The organism is Porphyrobacter sp. SLTP, assembly GCF_009905735.1.
GTDB lineage: Bacteria > Pseudomonadota > Alphaproteobacteria > Sphingomonadales > Sphingomonadaceae > Erythrobacter.
Map to the genome: position 1 here is coordinate 51,115 of NZ_JAAALE010000014.1, position 21,462 is coordinate 72,576.

General features: G+C 67.0%; 15 protein-coding genes. 11 read left to right on the forward strand and 4 right to left on the reverse strand.

Features of this window, described 5'->3' with window-relative positions:
• The first annotated feature begins 3 nt into the window (after positions 1-3).
• The 6 genes from GVM20_RS12375 to GVM20_RS12400 all read left to right on the forward strand — a co-directional run bounded on the left by GVM20_RS12375 (position 4) and on the right by GVM20_RS12400 (position 7,723).
• Complete coding sequence (locus tag GVM20_RS12375) at positions 4-738, forward strand: DUF4159 domain-containing protein (RefSeq protein WP_353653154.1); 735 nt, start codon at positions 4-6, stop codon at positions 736-738.
• Positions 739-810: 72 nt separating this feature from the next.
• Entirely contained in the window at positions 811-1,773 is a 963-nt protein-coding gene (locus tag GVM20_RS12380) for an AAA family ATPase (protein WP_166547524.1), read from the forward strand.
• Between the two features lie 3 nt (positions 1,774-1,776).
• Complete coding sequence (locus GVM20_RS12385) at positions 1,777-2,673, forward strand: DUF58 domain-containing protein (protein ID WP_166547501.1); 897 nt, start codon at positions 1,777-1,779, stop codon at positions 2,671-2,673.
• Complete coding sequence (locus GVM20_RS12390) at positions 2,670-3,809, forward strand: BatA domain-containing protein (RefSeq protein WP_166547502.1); 1,140 nt, start codon at positions 2,670-2,672, stop codon at positions 3,807-3,809. Before GVM20_RS12385 ends, GVM20_RS12390 begins: the two co-directional genes overlap by 4 nt.
• Positions 3,806-5,929, forward strand: a complete 2,124-nt coding sequence (locus GVM20_RS12395; RefSeq protein WP_166547503.1) for a DUF4175 family protein — start codon at positions 3,806-3,808, stop codon at positions 5,927-5,929. The genes GVM20_RS12390 and GVM20_RS12395 overlap by 4 nt, the downstream gene beginning before the upstream one ends.
• Positions 5,930-7,723 carry a carboxypeptidase regulatory-like domain-containing protein gene (locus GVM20_RS12400; protein WP_166547504.1) on the forward strand — a complete coding sequence of 598 codons (1,794 nt, stop codon included), beginning with the start codon at positions 5,930-5,932 and terminating at the stop codon, positions 7,721-7,723.
• 70 nt (positions 7,724-7,793) lie between these two features.
• Here the strand turns inward: GVM20_RS12400 and GVM20_RS12405 are convergent, their stop codons facing one another.
• Positions 7,794-10,556: a TonB-dependent receptor plug domain-containing protein gene (locus tag GVM20_RS12405; RefSeq protein WP_166547505.1), complete on the reverse strand. Its 2,763-nt coding sequence runs from the start codon at positions 10,554-10,556 to the stop codon at positions 7,794-7,796.
• Between the two features lie 484 nt (positions 10,557-11,040).
• Here GVM20_RS12405 and GVM20_RS12410 point away from each other — a divergent pair, with 484 nt between their 5' ends.
• The 4 genes from GVM20_RS12410 to GVM20_RS12425 are packed head-to-tail and all read left to right on the forward strand — an operon-like array spanning position 11,041 to position 14,704.
• Positions 11,041-12,081, forward strand: coding sequence for a glycosyltransferase family 2 protein (locus GVM20_RS12410; RefSeq protein WP_199799589.1), 1,041 nt, complete (start codon positions 11,041-11,043; stop codon positions 12,079-12,081).
• A complete protein-coding gene (locus GVM20_RS12415) occupies positions 12,068-12,757 on the forward strand; it encodes a class I SAM-dependent methyltransferase (RefSeq protein ID WP_166547507.1) in 690 nt (229 codons plus the stop codon). Before GVM20_RS12410 ends, GVM20_RS12415 begins: the two co-directional genes overlap by 14 nt.
• Before the next feature lie 4 nt (positions 12,758-12,761).
• The gene (locus GVM20_RS12420; RefSeq protein ID WP_166547508.1) at positions 12,762-13,145 is read left to right on the forward strand and encodes a GtrA family protein; all 384 of its coding nucleotides are present in this window, start codon (positions 12,762-12,764) and stop codon (positions 13,143-13,145) included.
• A complete protein-coding gene (locus GVM20_RS12425) occupies positions 13,142-14,704 on the forward strand; it encodes a hypothetical protein (RefSeq protein WP_166547509.1) in 1,563 nt (520 codons plus the stop codon). The genes GVM20_RS12420 and GVM20_RS12425 overlap by 4 nt, the downstream gene beginning before the upstream one ends.
• Here the strand turns inward: GVM20_RS12425 and GVM20_RS12430 are convergent.
• A complete protein-coding gene (locus GVM20_RS12430; RefSeq protein WP_166547510.1) occupies positions 14,701-16,425 on the reverse strand; it encodes an N-acyl-D-amino-acid deacylase family protein in 1,725 nt (574 codons plus the stop codon). The two genes, GVM20_RS12425 and GVM20_RS12430, sit on opposite strands and share 4 nt — an antisense overlap.
• Before the next feature lie 103 nt (positions 16,426-16,528).
• Between GVM20_RS12430 and GVM20_RS12435 the strand changes: the two genes are divergently transcribed.
• Positions 16,529-17,425 carry an NAD(P)H-binding protein gene (locus GVM20_RS12435; protein ID WP_166547511.1) on the forward strand — a complete coding sequence of 299 codons (897 nt, stop codon included), beginning with the start codon at positions 16,529-16,531 and terminating at the stop codon, positions 17,423-17,425.
• Here GVM20_RS12435 and GVM20_RS12440 read toward each other — a convergent pair.
• Together GVM20_RS12440 and GVM20_RS12445 are read right to left on the reverse strand one after the other, a co-directional pair.
• Positions 17,422-19,353: a beta-galactosidase gene (locus GVM20_RS12440; RefSeq protein ID WP_353653155.1), complete on the reverse strand. Its 1,932-nt coding sequence runs from the start codon at positions 19,351-19,353 to the stop codon at positions 17,422-17,424. The genes GVM20_RS12435 and GVM20_RS12440 overlap by 4 nt on opposite strands.
• On the reverse strand, positions 19,320-21,461 hold the full coding sequence (locus GVM20_RS12445) for an alpha-galactosidase (protein WP_166547512.1): 2,142 nt from the start codon (positions 21,459-21,461) through the stop codon (positions 19,320-19,322). Before GVM20_RS12445 ends, GVM20_RS12440 begins: the two co-directional genes overlap by 34 nt.
• Between the last annotated feature and the right edge of the window lies 1 nt (position 21,462).

Below are 21,462 nucleotides of genomic sequence, written 5' to 3' on the forward strand. Positions count from 1 at the left end.
CACGTGAGCAATGCAGCGATGGACCGCGCCCGTTTCCTCCGGCTGTTGGGGGGCGGGCTTGCCGCTGCGGTGATGGGCGGCCCCCTTGTCGCAGCCCAGCGCGCGGGCGGTGCGGCGACGGGTGGGTTCGATTTCTGGTTCACCCGGCTCAAATACAATTCCGGCGACTGGGACGTCGACCAGCGGATGCCCGCGAACCTGCTGACCTCGCTGGTCGATTACACCAGCTTGCGCATTGACCCTGAAGAGCACGTGGTGGCCCTCAGTGATCCGAGGATGCTGTCCGCCCCGTTCTGCTACCTTGCGGGGCACAAGGCGGTCGAATTCTCGGAGATCGAACGCCGCAATTTCGAGCGTTACGTGCGCAATGGCGGCTTTGTGTTCGTGGACGATTGCAACCACGATATCGACGGCCTGTTCGCCAAGTCGTTCGAAGCGCAGATGGCCGGGATCTTCGGCGGCGACGCGATGAAGAAGCTGCCGAACAATCACCCGCTCTATTCCAGCTTCTTCAAGTTCGCCGGGCCGCCTGCCACCAGCTTTGAACTCAACGGCTGGGGCGATGACCTGATCCACGATTACCTCAAGGGCATCACCATCAATGGCCGTCTTGGCGTGCTTTACAGCAACAAGGACTACGGCTGCGAATGGGACTATGACTGGCGCAACAAGCGCTTCCTCGCCGAGGACAACACCCGCTTCGGGGTCAATATCATCATGTACGCGCTCTCCAATTGAGGGGCACCAATTGAAGGGTTTGAACACGTGTCACAGCAGGCTCCGGTAAGCACGGCGGATCTTGAGCGGCGGATGGCCAAGCTCGGGGACCTGAAGCGCGCGATTGCGACCGCGATCGTCGGGCAGACGGATGTGGTCGATCAATTGCTGATCGGGCTCCTGGCCGGCGGGCACTGCCTCCTCGAAGGCGTGCCGGGGCTCGGCAAGACGCTGCTGGTGCGCACGCTGGGCGATGCGCTGAAGCTCGATTTCCGGCGCGTCCAGTTCACGCCGGACCTGATGCCGAGCGATATTCTTGGCACCGAACTCCTCGAAGAAGATCACGGCACCGGCCACCGGTCTTTCCGCTTCCAGCAAGGCCCGGTGTTCACCAACCTGCTGCTGGCGGACGAACTCAACCGCACCCCGCCCAAGACGCAGGCGGCGCTGCTGGAGGCGATGCAGGAAAAGACCGTCAGCTACGGCGGACAGACCTATCAGCTGCCCAAGCCTTTCTTCGTTCTGGCGACCCAGAACCCGCTGGAGCAGGCGGGCACCTATCCCCTGCCCGAAGCACAGCTTGACCGGTTCCTGCTGCAAATCCGCGTGGGCTATCCCACCGCCAGTGAAGAACGCGATATCCTGGCGCTCACCACCGGACGCGCGGGCGAGGACGTGCCGCGGGTCATGGAGGCCGGTGATGTGCTGGCGTTGCAGGCGAATGTGCGCGAGGTTTACCTCAGCGATGATCTGCTGAGCTGGATCACCACCCTCGTGCGCGCCACCCGGCCCGGCGATGCCGCTGCCCCGCCCGAAGTCGAAAGCTATGTGCGCTGGGGCGCGGGGCCGCGCGCCGGTCAGGCGCTGGTGCTGTGCGCCAAGGCCCGCGCCTTGCTGAGCGGCCGGTTCGCCGCGACGCGTGAGGATATCGCCGCGCTGGCCGCGCCGGTGATGCGCCACCGCCTGCTCCTGTCCTTTGCAGCCGAGGCCGAGGGCAAGAGCGCGGATGATGTGGTGGCCGCGCTGCTGGCACGCATCCCTCCTCCGGCGGGCTGAGTCATGGCGCGCACGCCGCTGACGATCCCGCCCGAAATCCGGGGCCGGTTGAAGCGGCTCTCGCTCAGGACCCGGCGCATCTCCGGCACCCGCGGCTTCGGGATGCACGCCAGCCGTAGCAAGGGCGCGGGTCTCGAATTCGCGCAATACCGGGCCTACGAGCCGGGCGATGAGCCGCGCCGCATCGACTGGAAGCTGTTTGCGCGGTCCGACAAGTTCTTCGTCCGCGAGGCGGAGGAGGAAAGCCCGATTGCGATCTGGATCCTGCTCGATGCCAGCGCGTCGATGGCGCAGGCCGACCGCGCACGGCCGGACTGGTCGCGGTTCGATGCGGCCAAACTGCTCGGCCTGTGCATTGCCGAGCTTGCGATGCAGCAGGGCGACCGGTTCGGCTGGATCGCCTTGCAGGAGTCCGCGCTGGGTGTCGCCGATCCGCACGCCGGGCGCGCTCAGGCGGGCCGGATGCAAATCGATTTCAGCCGCCTTGAAGCGGCGGGCACCTTTCCCGATGACGCGACACTTGCGCCGCTATGGGAGCGGATCGGCGCGCGCGACCTGGTGCTGTTTGTGAGTGACTGTTTCGACGACAGCGGCATCGCGCTGATCGAGCGGCTGGCCAAGGCGGGCCGCGAGGTGGTGGCGATCCAACTGCTCACCACCGAGGAGCGCGATTTCCCCTTCGACGGCGGCTTCAGGTTTCGCGATCAGGAAAGCGGGGCGGAGCTGATCAGCGATGGTGCGGCGCTGCGCGACACCTTCCTCAGCCGCTTTGCCGCGGCGCGGGCGGCGCTTGACGAGCGGCTCGACAAGGCCGGTATCCGCCACGCCACAGCCTTCATCGACGAGCCGATCGACAGGTCCTTGCACGTTGTGTTCGGGACAGGGGTAGCGCCGACGTGACGCCCTTGCTGCTCGCCCCGCTTGGCCTTGCGGCGCTGGCCGCGCTGATCGTGCCGCTGCTGATCCATCTGCGGCGGCGGACGGAGGAAGTGCCGGTCGATTTTGCTGCGCTGCGCTGGCTCGATGCGCTGCCCCGTCCGCGCAGCAAGCTGCGCTTTGACGAGCTGTTGCTGCTCGCCTTGCGAATGCTGCTGGTCGCGCTGCTGGCGCTGTTGCTGGCGCGGCCTGCGGTGCTGGGGTGGCACGATGACGCCGCGGCGATCCTTGTCGCGCCCGGTGTCGAACCGTCCGCCGCCCGCGCAAGTGCAGGGCCCGAGGCTGACCTGCGGTGGATCGCGCCGGGCTTTCCGTCCATCGGGACGCCCCCGCCGCAGCAGTCCCAAGTCTCCAGTCTGATCCGCCAATTCGATGCCGAGCTTGCGCCGGATGTGCCGCTGACGATCCTGGTGCCGCCGGTGCTGAACGGGGTCGATGCCGCGCCGCTGAAGCTGACCCGCGCGGTTAAATGGCGCGTCGTCAAAGGCAGTCAAAAGGCAGACAATCCCGCCCCCGCTACAATCCCGGCCTTGGCGGTCCGCTATGCAGCAGGCGGGGAAGCGCCGGTGCGATATTTCCGCGCGGCGGCAGCGGCCTGGCGTGACGAGCCTCGGTTTGAGGCTCGCGCAGGCACCGAACTGCCGCCGCGCGATCAGGTGCTGGTCTGGCTCGCCCCCGGACGGATGCCGCAAGCCGTGGTCGACTGGGTGAGTGCCGGCGGCACCGCTGTGCTCACCGACGCCGCTGCGGTCGCCATGCCGGATACGACCACGGCCCTGTGGCGCGACGATGTGGGCGAGACGCTGGTGGAAGGTGGGCCGCTGGGTGCAGGCCGATTGCTGCGCTTCACGCGCCCGCTGGAGCCTGCCGCGATGCCCGCTCTGCTCGAAGCCGACTTCGCCGCCCGCCTGCGTGATCTGATCGCCCCCGCAGCGCCGCCGCCTGCCCGTGTGGTGTCCACCGCCTTTGCGCCCAAGGCAGGCACCCCGCCGTTCCCGCTGCCCCCGCGCGAGCTGTCCGCGTGGCTGGGCATCCTGATCGCGCTGGTTTTCCTCACTGAACGTGTGCTGGCGAGCCGGGGGCGGAGGTTCGCGCCGTGAGCCGGGAGTTCAACCCGAACCTCTGGGTCGCCCCGGCGCGGCAGCGCGCGGCGATCAACGCCGTGCTGGTGGGGAGCCCGGTGGTGCTGGTGCTCGCCGGTCTTTGCTGGCGGCTGAGCGGTATCGGGCTGGCAGCAGGTGTGCTGGCGCTGGGCGGCCTTGCATTAGGATGGGCCGCAAGACACCTTGCAAGCCGGTTCGACCACGGCTGGCTCGTCCGCCGCCTCAACGCGCGCGAGGCACGGCTTGAGGATAGCGCCGCGTTGGTCTTTGCCGCCACCGATCTCGCCCCGCTCGAACAATTGCAGGCCGAGCGGATCGCGGCCCGGATCGCAGCCATCGACCCCGAAACCCTCGCCGATGGTTGGTCGCAGCGGCCCATCATCGCCACATGGGTGCTCGGCGCCGTGGCGCTGGCAGCGATCATCCTCTGGCCTGCCGAAGTGTCACCGCCGCCGCTTGCGGCTTCATCACAGACCGAAGCCACTGCGCCCGGCCAACCCCGGCTCAGCGGTCAGCGCGTGCGGATCATCCCGCCCGCCTATACCGGCCTGCCTGCGCGCTATGCCGAGAGCCTCGACATTCGCGCGCCGATGGGCTCGCGGATCGAATGGACACTGGCCTTTACCCCGCAGGCCAAATCCGCAGCGCTGCAACTGGTCGGCGGGCAGGCACTGCCCCTGGAGCTGGGCGAGGAGGGCTGGTCGGGATCGCTGCGGCTCGATATCCCTTCGCTCTATCATGTGACCGCCGAAGGGAACCGGATGTCCCAGACCGCGCACCGGCTTGAGCCGATCACCGACGAGCCGCCGCAGGTGCAGGTGATCGAACCGGCGTCGGGTCTGGTGATGATCCAGCCCGGGCAGCGCCGCTGGCGCGTGGTGTTCGAGGCGAGTGATGATTACGCCGTCGATCCGATGGCCCGCCTCACGCTCACCACCGCGATTGGCGAGGGTGAGAATGTCAGCTTCTCCGAGCGCAGCCGGATGGTTTCCGGCACGGGCGATCCGAAACGCCGCCGCTTCGTCGTCGACCTCGATCTTGCCGCCTTCGGGTTGCAACCGGGCAGCGATCTGGTGGCGCAGTTGACCGTTTCCGATACGCGCGCGCCCGGCCCGCAGGTGGTGCGCGGCCCCGGCGTCATTTTGCGCTGGCCCGGCGCTGTTCCGCAGTCTGCCGACGGGCTTGAGCTGATGGCGAAGCAGACCATGCCCGCCTATTTCCGCAGCCAGCGGCAGGTCATCATCGACACCGAGGCGCTGATCAAGGAGCGCGGCAAGGTGAACGCCGACGATTTCATGGTGCGCTCCGACACAATCGGGGTCGATCAACGGCTGCTGCGCCTGCGCTATGGCCAGTTCGTCGGGATGGAAGCGGAGGAGGCACCGCGCCGCCCGCCGCTCCCGGTCGCCGAGAAGGATGCGCCCGCCGGGCAGGCCGAAGACGAGCACGAGCACCATGACGGCGACGGCCACGATCACGGCGACGCGCCGGAATCCCCGGTGTTCGGCGCGCTCGGCAATATCACGGCCGAATATGGCCACGTGCATGACGAAAGCGAAGCGGCGACCTTGCTCGACCCCGACACGCGCGAACTGCTGAAAAGCGCGCTCGATGCGATGTGGGAGGCGGAACTCAACCTGCGCTCGGGCCAGCCGGAAAAGGCGCTGCCGTTCGAGCTGAAAGCGCTCGATTTCATCAAGCGGGTTCAGCAGGCGAGCCGTATCTATCTCCCCCGCATCGGCACGGTCCAGCCCCCGCTCGATATGGCGCGGCGGATGGCGGGCAAGCGCGAGGGCATCGTGGCGGGCGGGGCGAGCTTGACGCCCTTTGCGATTGAGGACGCCGTTCCCGCCACCGCATGGCGCGCGCTATCATCGCCGCAAGCGATTGACCTCAATGGACTAGACCGCTGGGTGCGCGCCAACAGCGCCCGCATCCGTGACCCGCTGGCGGTGCTCGCCGCGATTGATGCGCTGCGGGGCGACCCTGCGTCGGGCACCTTGCGCGAGAAGCTGCGCCAACAGCTCTGGACCGTGCTGACACGCCCGCCAGCCCAGGTGCGGCGGCGCCATGACGGCGGCTCTGTGGGGCGGCGCTATATGCAGGGCCTGCGCTGAATGCTGTCCCTTCCAACATTGACAGCGGTGCTGATCGCAGTGGGCTCGCTGGGGGCGGCTATCGCCCTGCTGTGGCGGCGGCGCGACTGGCGGGCGGGCGTGCTGGCGGCACTGACGCTGGTGAGCGGCCTGCTGCTCTATCTCGCCCTGTTCCCGCCGCGCCTTCCGGTCGGGGGAGAGACGCTGGTGATTGCCACTGCGGAGGCTCCGCTGACAGCGAAGGCGCAACCGGGCGAGCGCCTGATCGCTTTGCCCGAGGGACCTGCCATCAATGGCGCTGAGCGCGTCCCCGATCTGGCGACGGCGCTGCGGCGGCATGAGCAGGCGCAGCGCGTGCGCATCATCGGGCGAGGCCTCACTCCGCGTGACCGCGATGCCGCTGCGGGCGTGCCGATCACCTTTACGCCCATGCCGGTCCCGCGCGGCCTCATCCGGCTGGATCCGCCAGCCGATACGCCGGCCGGCGCGATCTTTACCGTCGCGGGTGAGGCGAACGGGATGGCGGGCGGCGCGGCCGAACTGCTCGATCCTGCCGGACGCCGGGTGGACCGCCGGGTCATCGGCACAGACGGCGCTTTCGCGATGGGCGGCACCGCGCGTGCGCCCGGTCTCGCCACCTTCACGCTCCGCCTGCGCGGGCGGGATGGCTCAATCGTCTCCGACACGCCGGTGCCGCTGCGGACCATCGCCCAGCCGCCCCTGCGCGCGCTCCTGATCGGCGCCCCTTCGCCGGAAGCGAAATATCTGCGCCGCTGGGCCGAGGATTCGGGGATCGATATGCAAAGCAGGCTGGAGGCGGGCGGCGGCGTCAATCTGGGCGGCGAGAGCGTGTCTCTGAATGCGGCCACGTTGCGTGAAGTCGATGTGGTGATCATCGCCGACCAGTCGCTCGGCAGCGGGTCGCGCGCTGTTCTTGCCCAAGCCGTTGCGGGCGGCCTTGGCGTGGTGGTCCGAATGACGGGCCCGGCCAGTGCCGCCGCGCGCGGCAATTGGCGGGCGCTTGGCCTCGCGGTTGAAGGCGGGAGCGAAGCCGTACCGGTCGCGCTGCCCCCGCTCGCGCCGGACGCCGACACGCTGACAGCACTGCGCGGGCCGGGATCGGAGGATGCGCCTGCGAGCATCAATACGGTCGATGATCCCGCTCCCGATCTCGGGCGATGGACCGTGCGCGCGGGCGCTGCCTTCGTGCCCGCTGTCACCGACGCGGATGGCGGGGTGCTGTCCGGCTGGCAGCAGCGGGGCCAGGGCCGTGTCGCCTTGTGGACGGTCGCCAACAGTTTCGCGCTGGTGCTCAACGGGCAGGCGGATCGCTATTACCAATGGTGGAGCGAGACAGTGAGCGCGGTGTCGCGGCCCGATGGCACCTTCCGCCCTGAGGTTCCGGCTCTGCCCGAAGTGGGCGAGCGGATGGCGATCTGCGGGGTCTCGGGCGCGGCGCGCGTGGTTGGCCCGGACTCAACCGAGGTCGCGCTCGCCATCGATCCCCTGGCCGGAGCGCAGGGGTGCGCAGCCTATTGGCCTGCCAGCGCGGGCGTTCACCGGATCGTGCAGCCGGGGCGCGATGGCCCGCAGGAGTTTGCATTTATCGTATTGCCCAAGGGCGCTCTGACAGTCGCCAAGGCCAAGGAGATGGGGGCAACCACCCAGCGCTGGGCCGCGGAACAGAACGCCCCTGCGACCCGCGATACCCCTGAACGGCGCGGCCCGGCCTGGCCCTATGTCCTCGGCTGGTTGCTGGTCAGCGGATTGCTGTGGTTTGGCGAGCGCCGCTGGCTCGCTCGCCCGGCCTCATGAGAACGGGCGGCGCAGCGCAGGTCTGACCCGCTCTGCACCGCCCGTATCATTGGCCTGCTCTGTCGTCGGCTCAGAAGGCGAAGCTCAACCGCCCGTAGAGGAACCGTCCGTTGAACCCGAAGGGCGAGAAGGACGAGAACGGCAGGAAGTAGTTGTTGACCGACAGGTTGGCCGGCGCGCCCGTGACCGGATCGGTGCCCCGGCCGGTCGGATTGACGGTGGGGTATTGGTCGAACACATTGTTCGCCCCGAACGCCAGTTCGATCCCCTCAGCAATACCGCCCTCCGGACGGATGCGGATTTCGAGATCGGTGATCCAGCGCGGTTCGAGCAGCACGTCGTTGAGCGGCGTTGCACCGGCCGAGAACACCTCGCCGAAGCGATTGGTGCGCACCGTGGCGCTAAGCCAGTTCCACTCCCAATCCGCGCCGAGATTGATGCGATCCTTGGGCTGGCCACGCTCGATCCGCAAGGATTCGAGCCGCCCGAACAGATCGATTCCCGGCACCTGAGCCAGACTGCCGGGTGTGGTCCGGCGCCCGGTGATGTCGATATCGTTGCGGTTGTAGCCCCCCGTCAGCGACAAGGTGCCAAAATCGCCAAGGCTGGTGCGGTAAGTCGCGATCGCATCGAACCCGCGGGTGCGGGTGTCGATCCCGTTGAAGAAGAACCGCGCGGCCGAAATGCTGGTGAACCCGGCCCCGTTGAGGATTTCGGCGATCCCGCGGCCCGGGTTGGTGCCGGTCGGATTGCCCGCCGCATCGCGGTTGGCGCTGAGGTTGTCGGTCAACACGATGCGGTCGTCGATGTCGATCTGGTAGTAATCGAAGGTGATGTTGAGGCCGTCGATCATGTCGAACACCGCACCGGCCGACCACGAGAACGACTTTTCCGCCTTGAGCGGGGCCGCCCCCAGCGCAATCGCGACCGGGTTGTTCACCGGCAGCGTCACCGCATCGACCAGCACACCGCCGATATTGTTGGTGGCCGCCGCTGCAAAGAACTGCTGCTGGAGCGAAGGCGCCCGGAACCCGGTTGACACCGCGCCGCGCAGGGCAAAGCCGTCAATCAGCGCCAACCGGCTGGCCAGCTTGCCGTTGAGGGTTGATCCGAAGTCGCTGTAATCCTCGAACCGTCCGGCGGCCTGGACGTTGAAGCCGTCCCAGATATCGGTATCGAGTTCGGCATAGAGCGACACGTTCTCGCGCGAATTGGGGGTGGTGACGTTGACTCCGCCGATCACCGGCTGGAAGCCCGGGAACACCTGCGCGCCCGGCGCGGCAAAGGCGGTTGCGCCTGCGCCGGTGATGAAGGGGTTGTTCGCCCCGACCCGCACCGGCCCTGCGACATAGCTGTTCAGCTCGCCCGCACCCAGCTGGTATTCCTCGCGCCGCCATTCCGCGCCGAAGGACAGGGTCATCTGTTCGATGCCCCCGATTTCCAGTTCCCGGCTGACGCCGAGGTTGGCCATCAGCTGGCTATAGGCAATTGAACCGGCATCAAACTCGGTCTGGCTGCCCGCGCCGAGCGAAGCGTTGAGCGTTTCCGTAATGCGGAAGTCGGTCTCGTTCTCGCCGTAGGACATCGACAGGTCCCAGTTCCAGCCGCCGAAGTCGCCTTCCAGCCCGCCGACGATCGAGAAGTCCTTGGTGTCGGTGTTGATCAGCGGCAGGAAGCCATCGGGATAGATCGCGGTCACGTTGCGGTTGTCAGCGGCGCGGCGATAGAACCCGGCGGATTCCGCATCGCGCGTGCCGTAGCTGCCGAAGGCGTAGAATTCGACATTCTCGTCAAGCGGAATGCCCATGTTGACGACGATGTTGAGATCCTCGGTCTCCGGGTCGCCATAGCGGTGATAGCGCCGATCGAGCGTCAACTCGCGCGGATCGAGCGCGCCGCTCTGCGAATAATTGCGCCGGGGATCGTAGCCAGCCCGGTTGGTGTCGGCACGGTCGCGATATTCGGCGGTGATGTTGAGGAAGCCTTCCGGCCCCAGCGGCAGGCCGATATTGCCCGAGACCGCCAGAATCTCGCCATCGGTGACCTTGAGATCGCGCCCGGTGCCGGTCAGTTGCAGCACACCATCGGGCGTCAGAGTGGGGGTCTGCCCTGCGGTGCCGTTAACCCCGGTCACTTCCTCCACCCCGGCAATACGGGTGTTGTAGCCACCGTAATTGACCCAGAAGCGTCCGCCTTCGCGGGCATCGTTGAGCTGGAAGTTGATCACCCCGGCAATCGCGTCGGACCCATATTGCGCCGCCGCGCCATCGCGCAGCACTTCGACCCGGCCGATTGACGAGGACGGGATGAGGTTGAGGTCAACCGCGGTGCTGCCGCGCCCGACCGAACCGTTGATGTTGAGCAGGGCCGAGACATGGCGGCGCTTGCCGTTGATCAGCACCAGCGTCTGGTCAGGCCCGAGCCCGCGCAAGGTCGCCGGGCGGATCGCATCCGTGCCGTCGGTGATCGAGGGCTGCGGGAAGTTCAGCGAGGGCACCAGATCGCGCAGCACCCGCGCGGTTTCCGTAAGGCCGGTCTGGCGCAGCTGCTCGGCCGAGATGACGTCGATCGGCACCGGGCTTTCCGCGACAGTGCGGTTGGAGCGCCGCGTGCCGGTCACGATCAGCACGTTGCCGCTATCCTCCATGGCGTCTGCGGCGGCTTGTTCGGCTGCGTCGGCCCCGGCCTGTGCGGCGACCGTGACGACGGCGTCAGGGCCGTCGGCCTCGGCTGCTTCGGCGGCCTGAGCCGGTGCAGCGCTGAATGCTGCGAACAAGGCCGCGCCGATGGCGATCGACGAGCCGGAGTGAAGAACTGTCTGGAAATTTCGCATTGCTACCCCTTGTCTGGTTATCGAGCATGATGCTCCGCGCGGACGCCTTCGCCCGCTGGAAAGATCACAATCCGGTCTGAGGGCGGCATGCCGCCTTGCGACCGGACGCCTGATGGCATCCGCTTTTGGTACTGCGGGCGGCTACGGCTGCGCTGATCGCACCGTGCATCCTCGCGTTTGGCAGCAGCTGAGCGCGACCCCTGTGCACCTGACTGGCAGCACAGATGTTGCGTGCGCAGCGCAGGGGGTCAACGAAAAACAATCCGCAGCCAGCGCTTGGCGCATACATCTTACTGTCTGTAATCATTTTGCAACAGTGTCTGGCTTGGCCTCGGCGCGCCGATGAGCGCTCCGTGCTTGAAATTCGGCCAGTCATGCTGGATATAGCAGCGCCCGGCGCGGGCGCGTGGGTCACGCGGGCCCGTTGACCCCAACCCGCCAATTTTCCGTAATCACCGCCGCAGGCTTGAGGAGGGCCGGAGACTTGCAGGTTTCGCAATCATTCTCAGGCTCCTGCGAGCTTTCCGTGGTGATCCCGGTCTATAACGAGGAAGCCGGGCTCGACGCGCTGATTGCGCGGGTGATCCCTGCGGCCGAGGCGATCTTTGCTGACCGGTTCGAACTTGTCCTGATCAATGACGGATCGAAGGACGCCAGCTGGGATGTGATCTGCAAGCACGCCGAGCGCGATCCCCGGATCGTGGCGATCAACCTCTCGCGCAACCACGGCCACCAGCTTGCGCTGACCGCCGGGCTCAACCATGTGCGCGGGCAGTTGGTGTTCGTGCTTGATGCCGACCTGCAAGACCCGCCCGAACTGCTCGGCCCGATGCTTGAGCAGCTGCGCAAGGGTTATGACGTGGTCTATGGCCAGCGCAGCAAGCGCCACGGCGAGACCGCGTTCAAGCGCGGCACCGCATCCTTGTTCTACCGGATGCTCGGCAGCATGGTCGACACCCACATCCCGCGCGACACGGGCGATTTCCGTCTGATGACCCGCCGGGTGGTCGACCAGCTCAACGCCATGCCGGAGCGCTACCGCTTCATTCGCGGGCTGGTGAGCTTTGTCGGCTTCAACCAGATCGCCTTCCCCTATGAACGCGATCCGCGCTTCGCCGGGGAGACCAATTACCCGCTGCGCAAGATGATTGCGCTGGCGGTGGACGCCGTCACCAGCTTTTCGACCGTGCCGCTGCGGTTTGCCTCGCATCTCGGGATGCTGTTTGGGCTGGCGGGCCTCGTCTCGCTGATCGGCATTGTCTGGGTGTGGATGCAGGGTGGCACCGTGGAGGGCTGGGCGAGCTTGGCCGCGCTGATCCTCATCATGGGCTCTGTCCAGCTGTTGGTGCTGGGCGTGTTCGGCGAGTATCTCGGCCGGATGTATATGGAAGCCAAGCAGCGCCCGCTGTTCATCATCGCCGAAGTGCGCCGCCATCCGGTCAGCCTTGACGCGCGGTTGAGTGACGAGACCACCGCTGCTGCAACTTCCACTGAACCGCATGAGGGCCGCCGTGTCGCAGGCTGAATTTGACGCTTACGTCGATGAATATGACGCGCAGCACGCCGCCTCGGTCAGGTTGAGCGGCGAGGACCCCGATTTCTTCGCAGCCTACAAGGCGACCGAAGCGGCGCGCATCATGGCGGCGGCGGGGATCGCACCCAAGCGGATCATGGATTTCGGCGCCGGGCGGGGCAATTGCATCGCGCATTTGCAGCGCGAATTTCCCGCTGCGGCGCTGACCGCACTGGACGTATCATCGCGCTCGCTCAGCCATTGCGAGGCGCGGGCGATCCGCCCGATTGATGCGGTCTGCTATGATGGCCATACCCTGCCGTTCGATGCCGGGACCTTCGATCTCGTCTTCACGGCCTGCGTGTTCCATCACATCCCGGCCGAGGATCACATCCGCCTGCTGAGCGAAATCCGCCGCACGCTGACCCCGCAAGGCCGCTTCGTGCTGTTCGAGCACAACCCCTGGAACCCGGCGACCCAGCACGCGGTGCGCACTTGCCCGTTTGATGCCAACGCTGTGCTGATCAGCGGGCCGGAGATGCGCCGCCGGTTGCGCGCGGCAGGCTTTGCCGAAGTGGCGCTGCGCTGGACGCTGTTCTTCCCCGCGATGCTCGCCCCACTGCGCCCGCTCGAACGCGGGCTCGGCTGGCTGCCGCTGGGCGCGCAATACGTTCTGGTTGCGCGCTGAGACCATGCTCCAGCGCTTGGGCCGATTCCTGCTGACCGGCTTTGCCAATTCCGCTGTCGGATGGGCGGTGATCTTTGGCGGTTTGTGGGCGGGGATGAGCGGGCTGGCGGCCAATGCCGCCGGCTATGCCGTCGGGCTGGTGGTGTCCTTCACGCTCAACCGCCACTACGTCTTCGGCGTCAGGGGCGCGGTATCGGCGCGCGAGGTCCTGCGGTTTCTGGCGGCCTTCGCCTTGGCCTATGGGGTGAATGTCGCAGTGTTGCTGGCTGCGCAATCTGTGCTCGGCGCGGACAGCGCTCTGGCGCAGCTTCCGGCGCTCGCAGCCTATATCGTAATCTTCTTCCTCCTCTCCCAACGCTTTGTCTTCAGGCCAGTCGCTTCCGAATGACCCCTTCCCATACCATTGAGAGCGTGCCGCCCGGCGGCACGGCGCAGGCGCTTGGTTGGCTGGATCGCTGGCCGGTGATCCTGCTCGTCTGCCTTGCGGCGATCACGCCGCTGCTGCTGGTGGACTTCCCGCCGCTGGTCGATCTTTATGGCCACTTGGGGCGCTATGCGGTGCAGACCGAGCTGGCCAACCGGCCCGAGCTGCAAGCCTTCTACACCTACGAATGGAAGCTGATCGGCAACCTAGGGGCCGACATTCTGGTGCAGGTGCTCCACGGCGTGCTGGGGCTGGAAGCCTCGGTGCACTTCGTCGTGATCCTGACCCAGTTGCTCGGCGCACTCGGCCTGCTGTTGATCGCGCGCGAAGTGCATGGCCGCATCACGCCCTTTGCGGTCGCCGCGATCCCGCTGCTCTATGGCTACCCGTTCAATTACGGCTTCATCAACTACGCCCTGAGCATGGCGCTGGCGATGCTGGCCTTCGTCATGTGGCTGCGGCTGCACCGGGGCGAGCGCGAGGTCGCGGCGCGGCTGTGGCTGGGCGTAACGGGGGCGATGATCTGGGTGTGCCACACCTATGGCTGGGCGTTCCTCGGGCTGATGGCTGGATCGGCGATGCTGTGCGAAGTCTTCGCCGCGCGCACCCGCCCGGTCGCGGCGGTGCTGCGCATTCTCGGCGCGTGCTGGCCGCTGCTGCTGCCGATCATTCCGATGGTGATCTGGCGCGCGGAATCGACTGGCGCCGCGATGGGAGAATGGTCGCTCGACTTCAAGCTGTTCTGGCTGATTTCGGCGTTCAGGACGCAGTGGTACAATCTCGATGTTGGCGCGCTGGCGGTGATCGGCGCGCTGATGGGCTGGGCGCTGTTCAGTAAGACGGTGCGGTATGATCGCAGCGTCGGGGTGGCGGCGCTGCTGTGCTTCATCTGCTATGCGATCATGCCGAGCCGGGTGTTCGGATCGGCCTTTGCCGACATGCGACTGGTGCCCTACGCCTTCGCGCTGGCGCTGGTGGCGATCGGGCCGGTCAGGCTGGGGTCGAAGGTCTTGCAGGCAGCGGGCGCCATCGCGCTGGCTCTGTTCGCCGGACGCATGGCGGTGACCAGCGTCGCCTATATCCAGCAGGACCGCAGGGCGCAGGCCGAACTGACCGCGCTTGAACCGATGCCGATGGGCGCGCGGATCGCCTTCTTCGTGGTCAAGCCGTGCTGGAACCCTTGGGCGATGCCGGTGCTCGACCATGTGGTCGGCGCAGGGATTGCCCGGCGCAGCGCCTTCGTCAATGACCAGTGGCAGCAGCCGGGCGTCAACCCGATGCGGGTGCACTACCCGGCGGCGGGGCCGTTCTACCGCGATCCTTCGCACCTGGTGCAGCGCGAGGATTGCAGCCACCGCATCCGCCCGAAGCTGTCGCAATCACTGGCGAAGCTGCCGCTGGGCGCTTTCACCCATGTCTGGATCGTCGGCGAATTTGCGCAGCCGGTCGCCGTTCCCGACGGATTGGTGCCGGTGCCCTACGGCGGTTCCGGGCTGCTTTACGCTATCGAGCCTCGCGACTAGGCCGCGCGGTAGCCTGCGCCGCGCACCAGCTGGCCAGGCCGCGCGCCGGTCGACTGGTCGAAGCGGCGGATCACCTCTCCGGCGACCATCGTGGCTTCGTACCCCGTCGCGCGCTGGTGCAAGCGGCGGCCACCCGCGGGCAGATCGCGCACGACTTCGGGCAGGCGGAGGCGCAGGCCGTCCAAGTCGATCACGTTGAGGTCCGCCCTGCCGCCCACGTGCAGCGTGCCGCGATCGGTAAAGCCCACCGCGCGCGCCGCCTTGGCGCTGAGCATATGCACCGTCTCGGCCAGCCCCAATTGTAGAGGACTTTCCTGCTGGACGAACTGGGTCAGGAGGTAGGTCGAATAGCTCGCATCGCAGATCGCCCCATAATGGGCGCCGCCATCGCCAAGGCCGGGGACGCAGTACGGGTGGCGCAGCATCTCGTGCGCGGAATCGAGCGTGGCGTTCTCGTAATTGCCGAGCGCGGCAAGGAACAGCCCGCGCCCCTCGGTCGCCAGCAGCCGGTCATAGGCGACCTCCTGCGGCGTGCAGCCGCGCGCGGCGGCCTGACCTGCCATGCTCATCGCAGCAGGCGGGGCGTAGTTCGGCGGATCGTCCAGCGGGAACAGCCAACGCCAGTTGCGGGCGAGCTCGTTGAAGGGATGGCCGGGGGCAAAGTCCTCGGTGAGCAGTGCGGCGCGCAAGCTGGGATCGCGCATCGCGGCGACCTGTTCCGGGATCGAGAGATGCGCAATCTTCGCCCAGCTCGGGCAGAGCACGAAGGGGTGCACTGTCAATTCCAGCCCCGCGATCAGGCCAATCGGGCGCGGCATCACCTGCGCATGGGCGACCCCGCCTGCGGCATTGGTGGCCTCCAGCATTTCCAGCACCCGCCGCCAGCGCGGCGGCGCGTCATTGCCGGAGGCGAGGGTGAAGGTCGCCGGGCGGCCCGAAGCGGCGATCACCCGCTCGATCACCTTGTATTCCTTGTCCCACCCGACGAAGGCATCGAGCACCACCTGAAACGTCCCCGCGCCGGCATCCTTCATGCCGCTGGTGATGGCTTCGAGTTCGGCAATATCGGTATCGAAGGTCGGGATCGCGTCGCCGCTCGCGGTCTTGTGGATCGAGAGGCGCGATGTGGCGAACCCGATGGCGCCCGCACGCATGGCGTCGGCGGTCAGTTGTCGCATCATCGCCAGGTCGTTGTCGGTTGCGACTGCGCGTGCAGCGCCCCTTTCGCCCATCGCATAGACCCTGAGCGGCGAGTGCGGCAGATAGGCCGCAACGTCGATATCGCGCTTCCCGGCGGCGACCTTGTCGAGATATTCGGGGAAGGTCTCCCAGTCCCAGTCCAGCCCCTCGGTCATGACGATGCCGGGAATGTCCTCGACCCCCTCCATGACGTTGATGAGCATTTCGTGATCGGCGCGGCGGCAGGGGGCAAAGCCGACCCCGCAATTGCCCATCACGGCGGTGGTGACGCCGTGCGAGGAGGAGGGCGAAAGCTCCTCGGCCCAGATGCATTGGCCATCATAATGGGTGTGAACATCGATGAAGCCGGGGGTGACGATCCGCCCGCGCGCGTCAATCTTCTCGCGCCCGCTGCCGCTCACCTGCCCGATCGCCGCGATACGACCGCCGGCAATCGCGATGTCGCCATCAATGAGATCGCCCCCGCTGCCATCGGCAATCGTGCCGCCGCGGATCACCCAATCATAATCGGCCTCAGCCATTGCCTCACGCTCCCTCTCAGGCCCCACCCTAGCGCTGCCCGAGCGGGGGGCAATCCGGCAACTCGCACTTTTGCGCTCGGCCTGCGCGGGCTAGGGTGGCGGAATGAGCCCAGACCGTTCCACGCCGCGCCGTATCCTCCTTGCCGGAGCAAGCGGCACGATGGGTTCAGCGGTAGCGGCGCAGCTCGCGGCGGAGGGGCACGCGGTCACCGCTCTGCCGCGTGCGGCGCTGGCTGACGGGGCGGCGTTGGCAAAGGTGATGGATGCGGCGCGGCCCGAGGTCGTGATCTCCTGCATCGCCTCACGCAGCGGCGCGCCGCAGGATGCCGAGGCGGTGGATTACCGCGCCAATCTCGCTCTGCTTGAGGCGGCTGAGGCGGCGGGCGCGGCGCATTTCATCCTGCTGTCCGCAATCTGCGTGCAGAAGCCGCTGCTCGCCTTCCAGCATGCCAAGCTGCGTTTCGAGGCCGCGCTGGCGGCGAGCGCGATGACCCACACCATCATTCGCCCCACGGCCTTCTTCAAGTCGCTTTCGGGGCAGGTGAAGCGGGTGAAGGCGGGCAAGCCATTCCTCATCTTCGGCGACGGCAACCTCACCCGCTGCAAGCCGATCAGTGACGCCGATTTGGCGCGGTTCATCGCCTCTGCCATCGACAATCCCGAGGCGGCGAACCGCACCCTCCCCATTGGCGGCCCCGGCCCGGCGATCTCCTTGCGCGAGGCGGGGGAGATGCTGTTTGCAGCCGCAGGCAAACCGCCGCGTTTCAAATCGGTTTCGCCCCAGATCTTCACCTATGCCGAAATGGCGCTGGGCCTTGGCGCAAGTTTTTCCGACTGGTTCGCGGAGAAGGCCGAATATGCCCGCATCGCGCGCTACTATGCGACCGAGTCGATGCTGGTGCGCGATCCGGCGACTGGCGAATATTCCGCCGACCTAACCCCCGAATATGGCAGCGAGACCCTGTCAGATCACTACCGACGCCTGCTCGCGGCAAGCTAAAGCGGGGCGATGTGACAGCTGGCGGGCGCAAGGGTTTCGCCGAGGTGGGGGACGAAGACCGGCGCGGCGGCATAGTTGAAGGTGAAGACATGGCTCGCCGAGCGGCGAATGCGGATGCCTTCGGGCAAGTGGGTCAGCGGCACATCGGCCTCGGCCGCTATGCGTTCCACCAGGAGTCCGAGCAGCATGGCATCAGGCCAGACCGCGCAGTAGCGGATATTGGCGTGGGCGTAGACGACACCGCGCCCCTCGGCATCGGCCCATTCGGGCGCAAGATCGCTCGCCACATCTTCGCGCCAGCGGGTGACGGCGAAGCCCTCCGCCCGTTCATTCACGCCATCGCGCAGAGATTCGACCCGCGTCACGGTGAGTGGGATGACGTCGCGCAAGGCACCCGGCGCAAGGCCTTCGGGGATGCAGAAGCTGTCCGTCTTGCTACCCGAACGCGGCCCGACCAGCACCGGACAGGCCAGCGCAGCAAGCTTGTCGGCAAAGCCTTCGGGTAGGATCGGCAGGCTCGGCACCACGACCATGCGGTATCCCGACAGGTCGGCATCGGGCGAGAGGATATCGACATCCAGCCCGCGTGCCCGTAGCGCCGAATACCATTGGAACACCAGCTCCAGATAGCGGAAGCTGTGCCCTTGAGGCTGGATGCCGATCACCCATGCCGCTGCATAGGAAAACACCAGCGCGACCGGAGCCTGCGCGGTCTGCTGCGCACCAATGGCGGCGAGCACTTCGGCCGCCTGCCGCACTTCTGGCGCGGCTTCGGCTTCGGTGCTGTCGGGGCGCAGCAGGCCCGCGTGCATCTGCTCCTGCGCGAAGGGCGCCTGCCGCCAGCGGAAATAGGAGGTAAGCTCGGCCCCGTGCGCACAAGCTTCCAGCGTCCACAGGGCGACCATCCCCGGCAACGGCGCGGGATTGAAGCGCGCCCAGTTCACCGGCCCCGGTTGCTGCTCCATCACCCCCCAGCGGCCCTGCGAGCACCCGCGATAGAGATCATGGTGGAAGGCGGCGATATCGGGGTGGCCCTGCCTGAGATACGCTTGCTTCTCTTGGGCAGAGAACCAGAACTGCTCAAGGAAGCCGAGCGGATAGGAATCCCACGTCGCCACGTCGATATCGCGGCCCACGGCGTGGTGATCGAACTCGGTGAAGAAGCCCATGAAGTTGTGGGTGATGTCGACGCCGGGCGCATGGGCGCGGATGATATCGACCTGCTCGCGGTTGAAGCTGGCCACCTGATCGGAAGCGAAACGGCGGTAATCGAGCCAGTGCGCGGGGTTGGCTTCGGTGACGGTAAGGTGCGGCGGATCGACCTCGGCAAAGGAGCGATATTCCATGCTCCAGAACACTTTGCCCCATGCGGCGTTGAGCACTGCGATGTCGCCGTATCGCGCCGCCAGCCAGCCGCGAAACGAGGATGCAGCGGCATCTGAGAAGCTTAAAACTGTGTCGTGGCAGCCATATTCGTTGTCGGTCTGCCACATCGCGATGGCCGGGTGCGCGCCGTAGCGGGTCGCCAGGGCGGTGACGATCCGCCTGCATTCGGCGCGGTAGCCTTCGTGGCTGAAGCAGTAATGCCGCCGCGAACCGAAGCCGCGCGGGCGGCCCTGTTCGTCGATGGCGACCATGTCGGGCATCTGATCGACCAGCCATTTGGGCGGGGTTGCGGTGGGCGTGCCGAGGATCACTTGCAGGCCGGCCGCGTGCAGGGTTTGGATTGCGCGGTCGAGCCAGTCCCAGTCGTAGTGGCCCGGCTCCGGCTCGATCCGGCTCCACGCGAATTCGCCGATCCGCACGAGGCTGAGGCCCATCTCGCGCATCCGCCGTGCGTCTTTGGCCCAGATCGCCTCGGGCCAATGTTCGGGATAGTAGCAGCAGCCGAGTTTCATTGCGGCAACCTCTCCAGCGCGATCAGCCACGCGGTTTCGGGGTGGGTGAGGGGCAGGGCGAGGCCCTGCGTCATCAGCGCCGCGCCCGACAGGACGAGGCCCTCGCGCCATGAGTCAGAGTTGGCGAGGTAGTGCTTGGCGCGCGGCGGCCAGGGTTCGGGCAGGGTGACGCGGTAGCGCGCCCCGGGTTCCAGCCCCGCCAGCCGCACGGGCGCGGCGTCGAATACGGGCGAGAAGGCGGTCTGCGCGGCCAATGCCAGCGCCTTGCCTTCGTGCGTCACCATCATGCCGGTGACGTTCGGATCGGGATGGGCGAGGCGGTGAAGATCGCCCGCATGCAGCACCCCGCGCCACTGCTTGTAGAGCGCGATATGCGCCGCCAGCGTGGCGCGTTCCTTGTCGGTCATGCGGGCGGGATCGGCTTCCACGCCCATGTGCCCGAACATCGCCACCTTGGCGCGGAAATCCATCGCCGCCCGCCGCCCGGTGATCGGATTGGGCGAGGGGCCGACATGGCTGCCCAGCACTTCCAGCGGCAGGAATTGCGACCATGCGGGGATGATCCTGAGGCGCTCAATCGCGTCGTTATTGTCGGAGGGCCAGACACGATGGGAGCGGCTGAGCACGCCGAAATCGATCCGCCCCCCGCCGCTCGAACAGCTTTCGATCTCCACTTGCGGGTGGGCGGCGCGCAGACGGTCGAGCAGCGCGTAGAAATACTTCGTCTGGCTGTTGCGCACCGATCCCACCCGCGCCTTGGCGGGGAACAGGTCGCGGTTGTGGTCCCACTTGAGGTAGGCAATGTCATATTCGCGCAGCAGCGCGTCGAGCTGCCGGAACACGGCGTCGCTGATCGCCGGATCGAGCAGGTTCAGCACCAGTTGCCCGCGCATCGTCGGCCGGTCGCGATCCGCGGCGTGGAGGCATCCGGAGCGGTGCGCGCGGTAGAAATCACTGTCGGGCGAGACCATTTCCGGCTCGACCCACAGGCCGAAATCCATGCCGAGCGACTTTACATGGTCGATCAGCGGGCCAAGGCCGTTCGGGAAAATGTCGGGCGAAACGGTCCAGTCGCCCAGACTCGTAGTGTCGTCCCGCCGACCGCCGAACCATCCATCATCCAGCACGAAGCGTTCGATGCCGATAGCCGCAGCGTCAACGGCGAGGCGCATTAGCCCACTCTCCGACAGGTTGAAGCCCAGCGCCTCCCACGAATTGAGATGCACTTTGCGCGGGACCCAGCCCTTGCGGGCGGGCAGGACGGCGGCGCGCGCGTGCTCGTGGAAGCATTGTGCCAAGGCGGAGCGGTCGGAGGCGAGCGCGAACAGCGCCGTCGGCGTGCGGTAGCCTACGTCGTGTTCGAGATCGACCTCGCCACCGTCCCACGCCGCGCCCATCTGGAGTATGGCCCGTCCGTCGGCGCTGCCCACCATGTCCGCGTCGATGCGGGTGTCGTGATCCCCGCTCCATGCAAGATGCACGCCCAGCGTTTCGCCCGAGGCAGGGTCTTCGAGGATCAGCCAGTTACCGCCTGCAAAGCCCGGCTTGCCAGCAACCGAGGTGCGCGCGAAGCCTTCTGGCGCCAGCGGGCGACTGTGCTCCCGCATCTCTCCCGCCCAGCGCCCGGTGTAGCTGGTGAGGCGGGAAAAGCGGCGGGGAATGGGGAGGGCGAGCGCGCTGAGCCGGTCGAGGACGAGCATGCGCCCGCCGCCGTTGGTGATGGAGGCCTCGGCGCAGACCATGCTCGATGCGCCGAGCCACCAGCTTTGCTCGATATCGACGCCGAGCAAAGCGTCATGGAAGGTGAGGATTAGCTCGGTCGGGTATTGCTCCCAGGCTACCAAGCGGAAATCGGTGGCGCATTCGGTGAAGGCGTGTTCTGTGCGTTCGCGAAGGCACACGGCAGGCGTCCCGCTCCACCCCGCCTTGCCTTCGGGCAGCACGCCCGGGACTGGCGGCACATCGGGCTGGCTTTCATGCCGCCCGCGCGCCGTGGCGGCGGCGAGCGCGGCGAGATCCTCGCCGTCAGGCAGGCGCGCGCCGAGGTACACGCAGTCGGCTGCGTCGCCCGTTTCCAGCGTGAACACCAGCGTCACCGCTGCCCCATCCAGCCGCACAAACTCCCGCGATCCGCTCAAG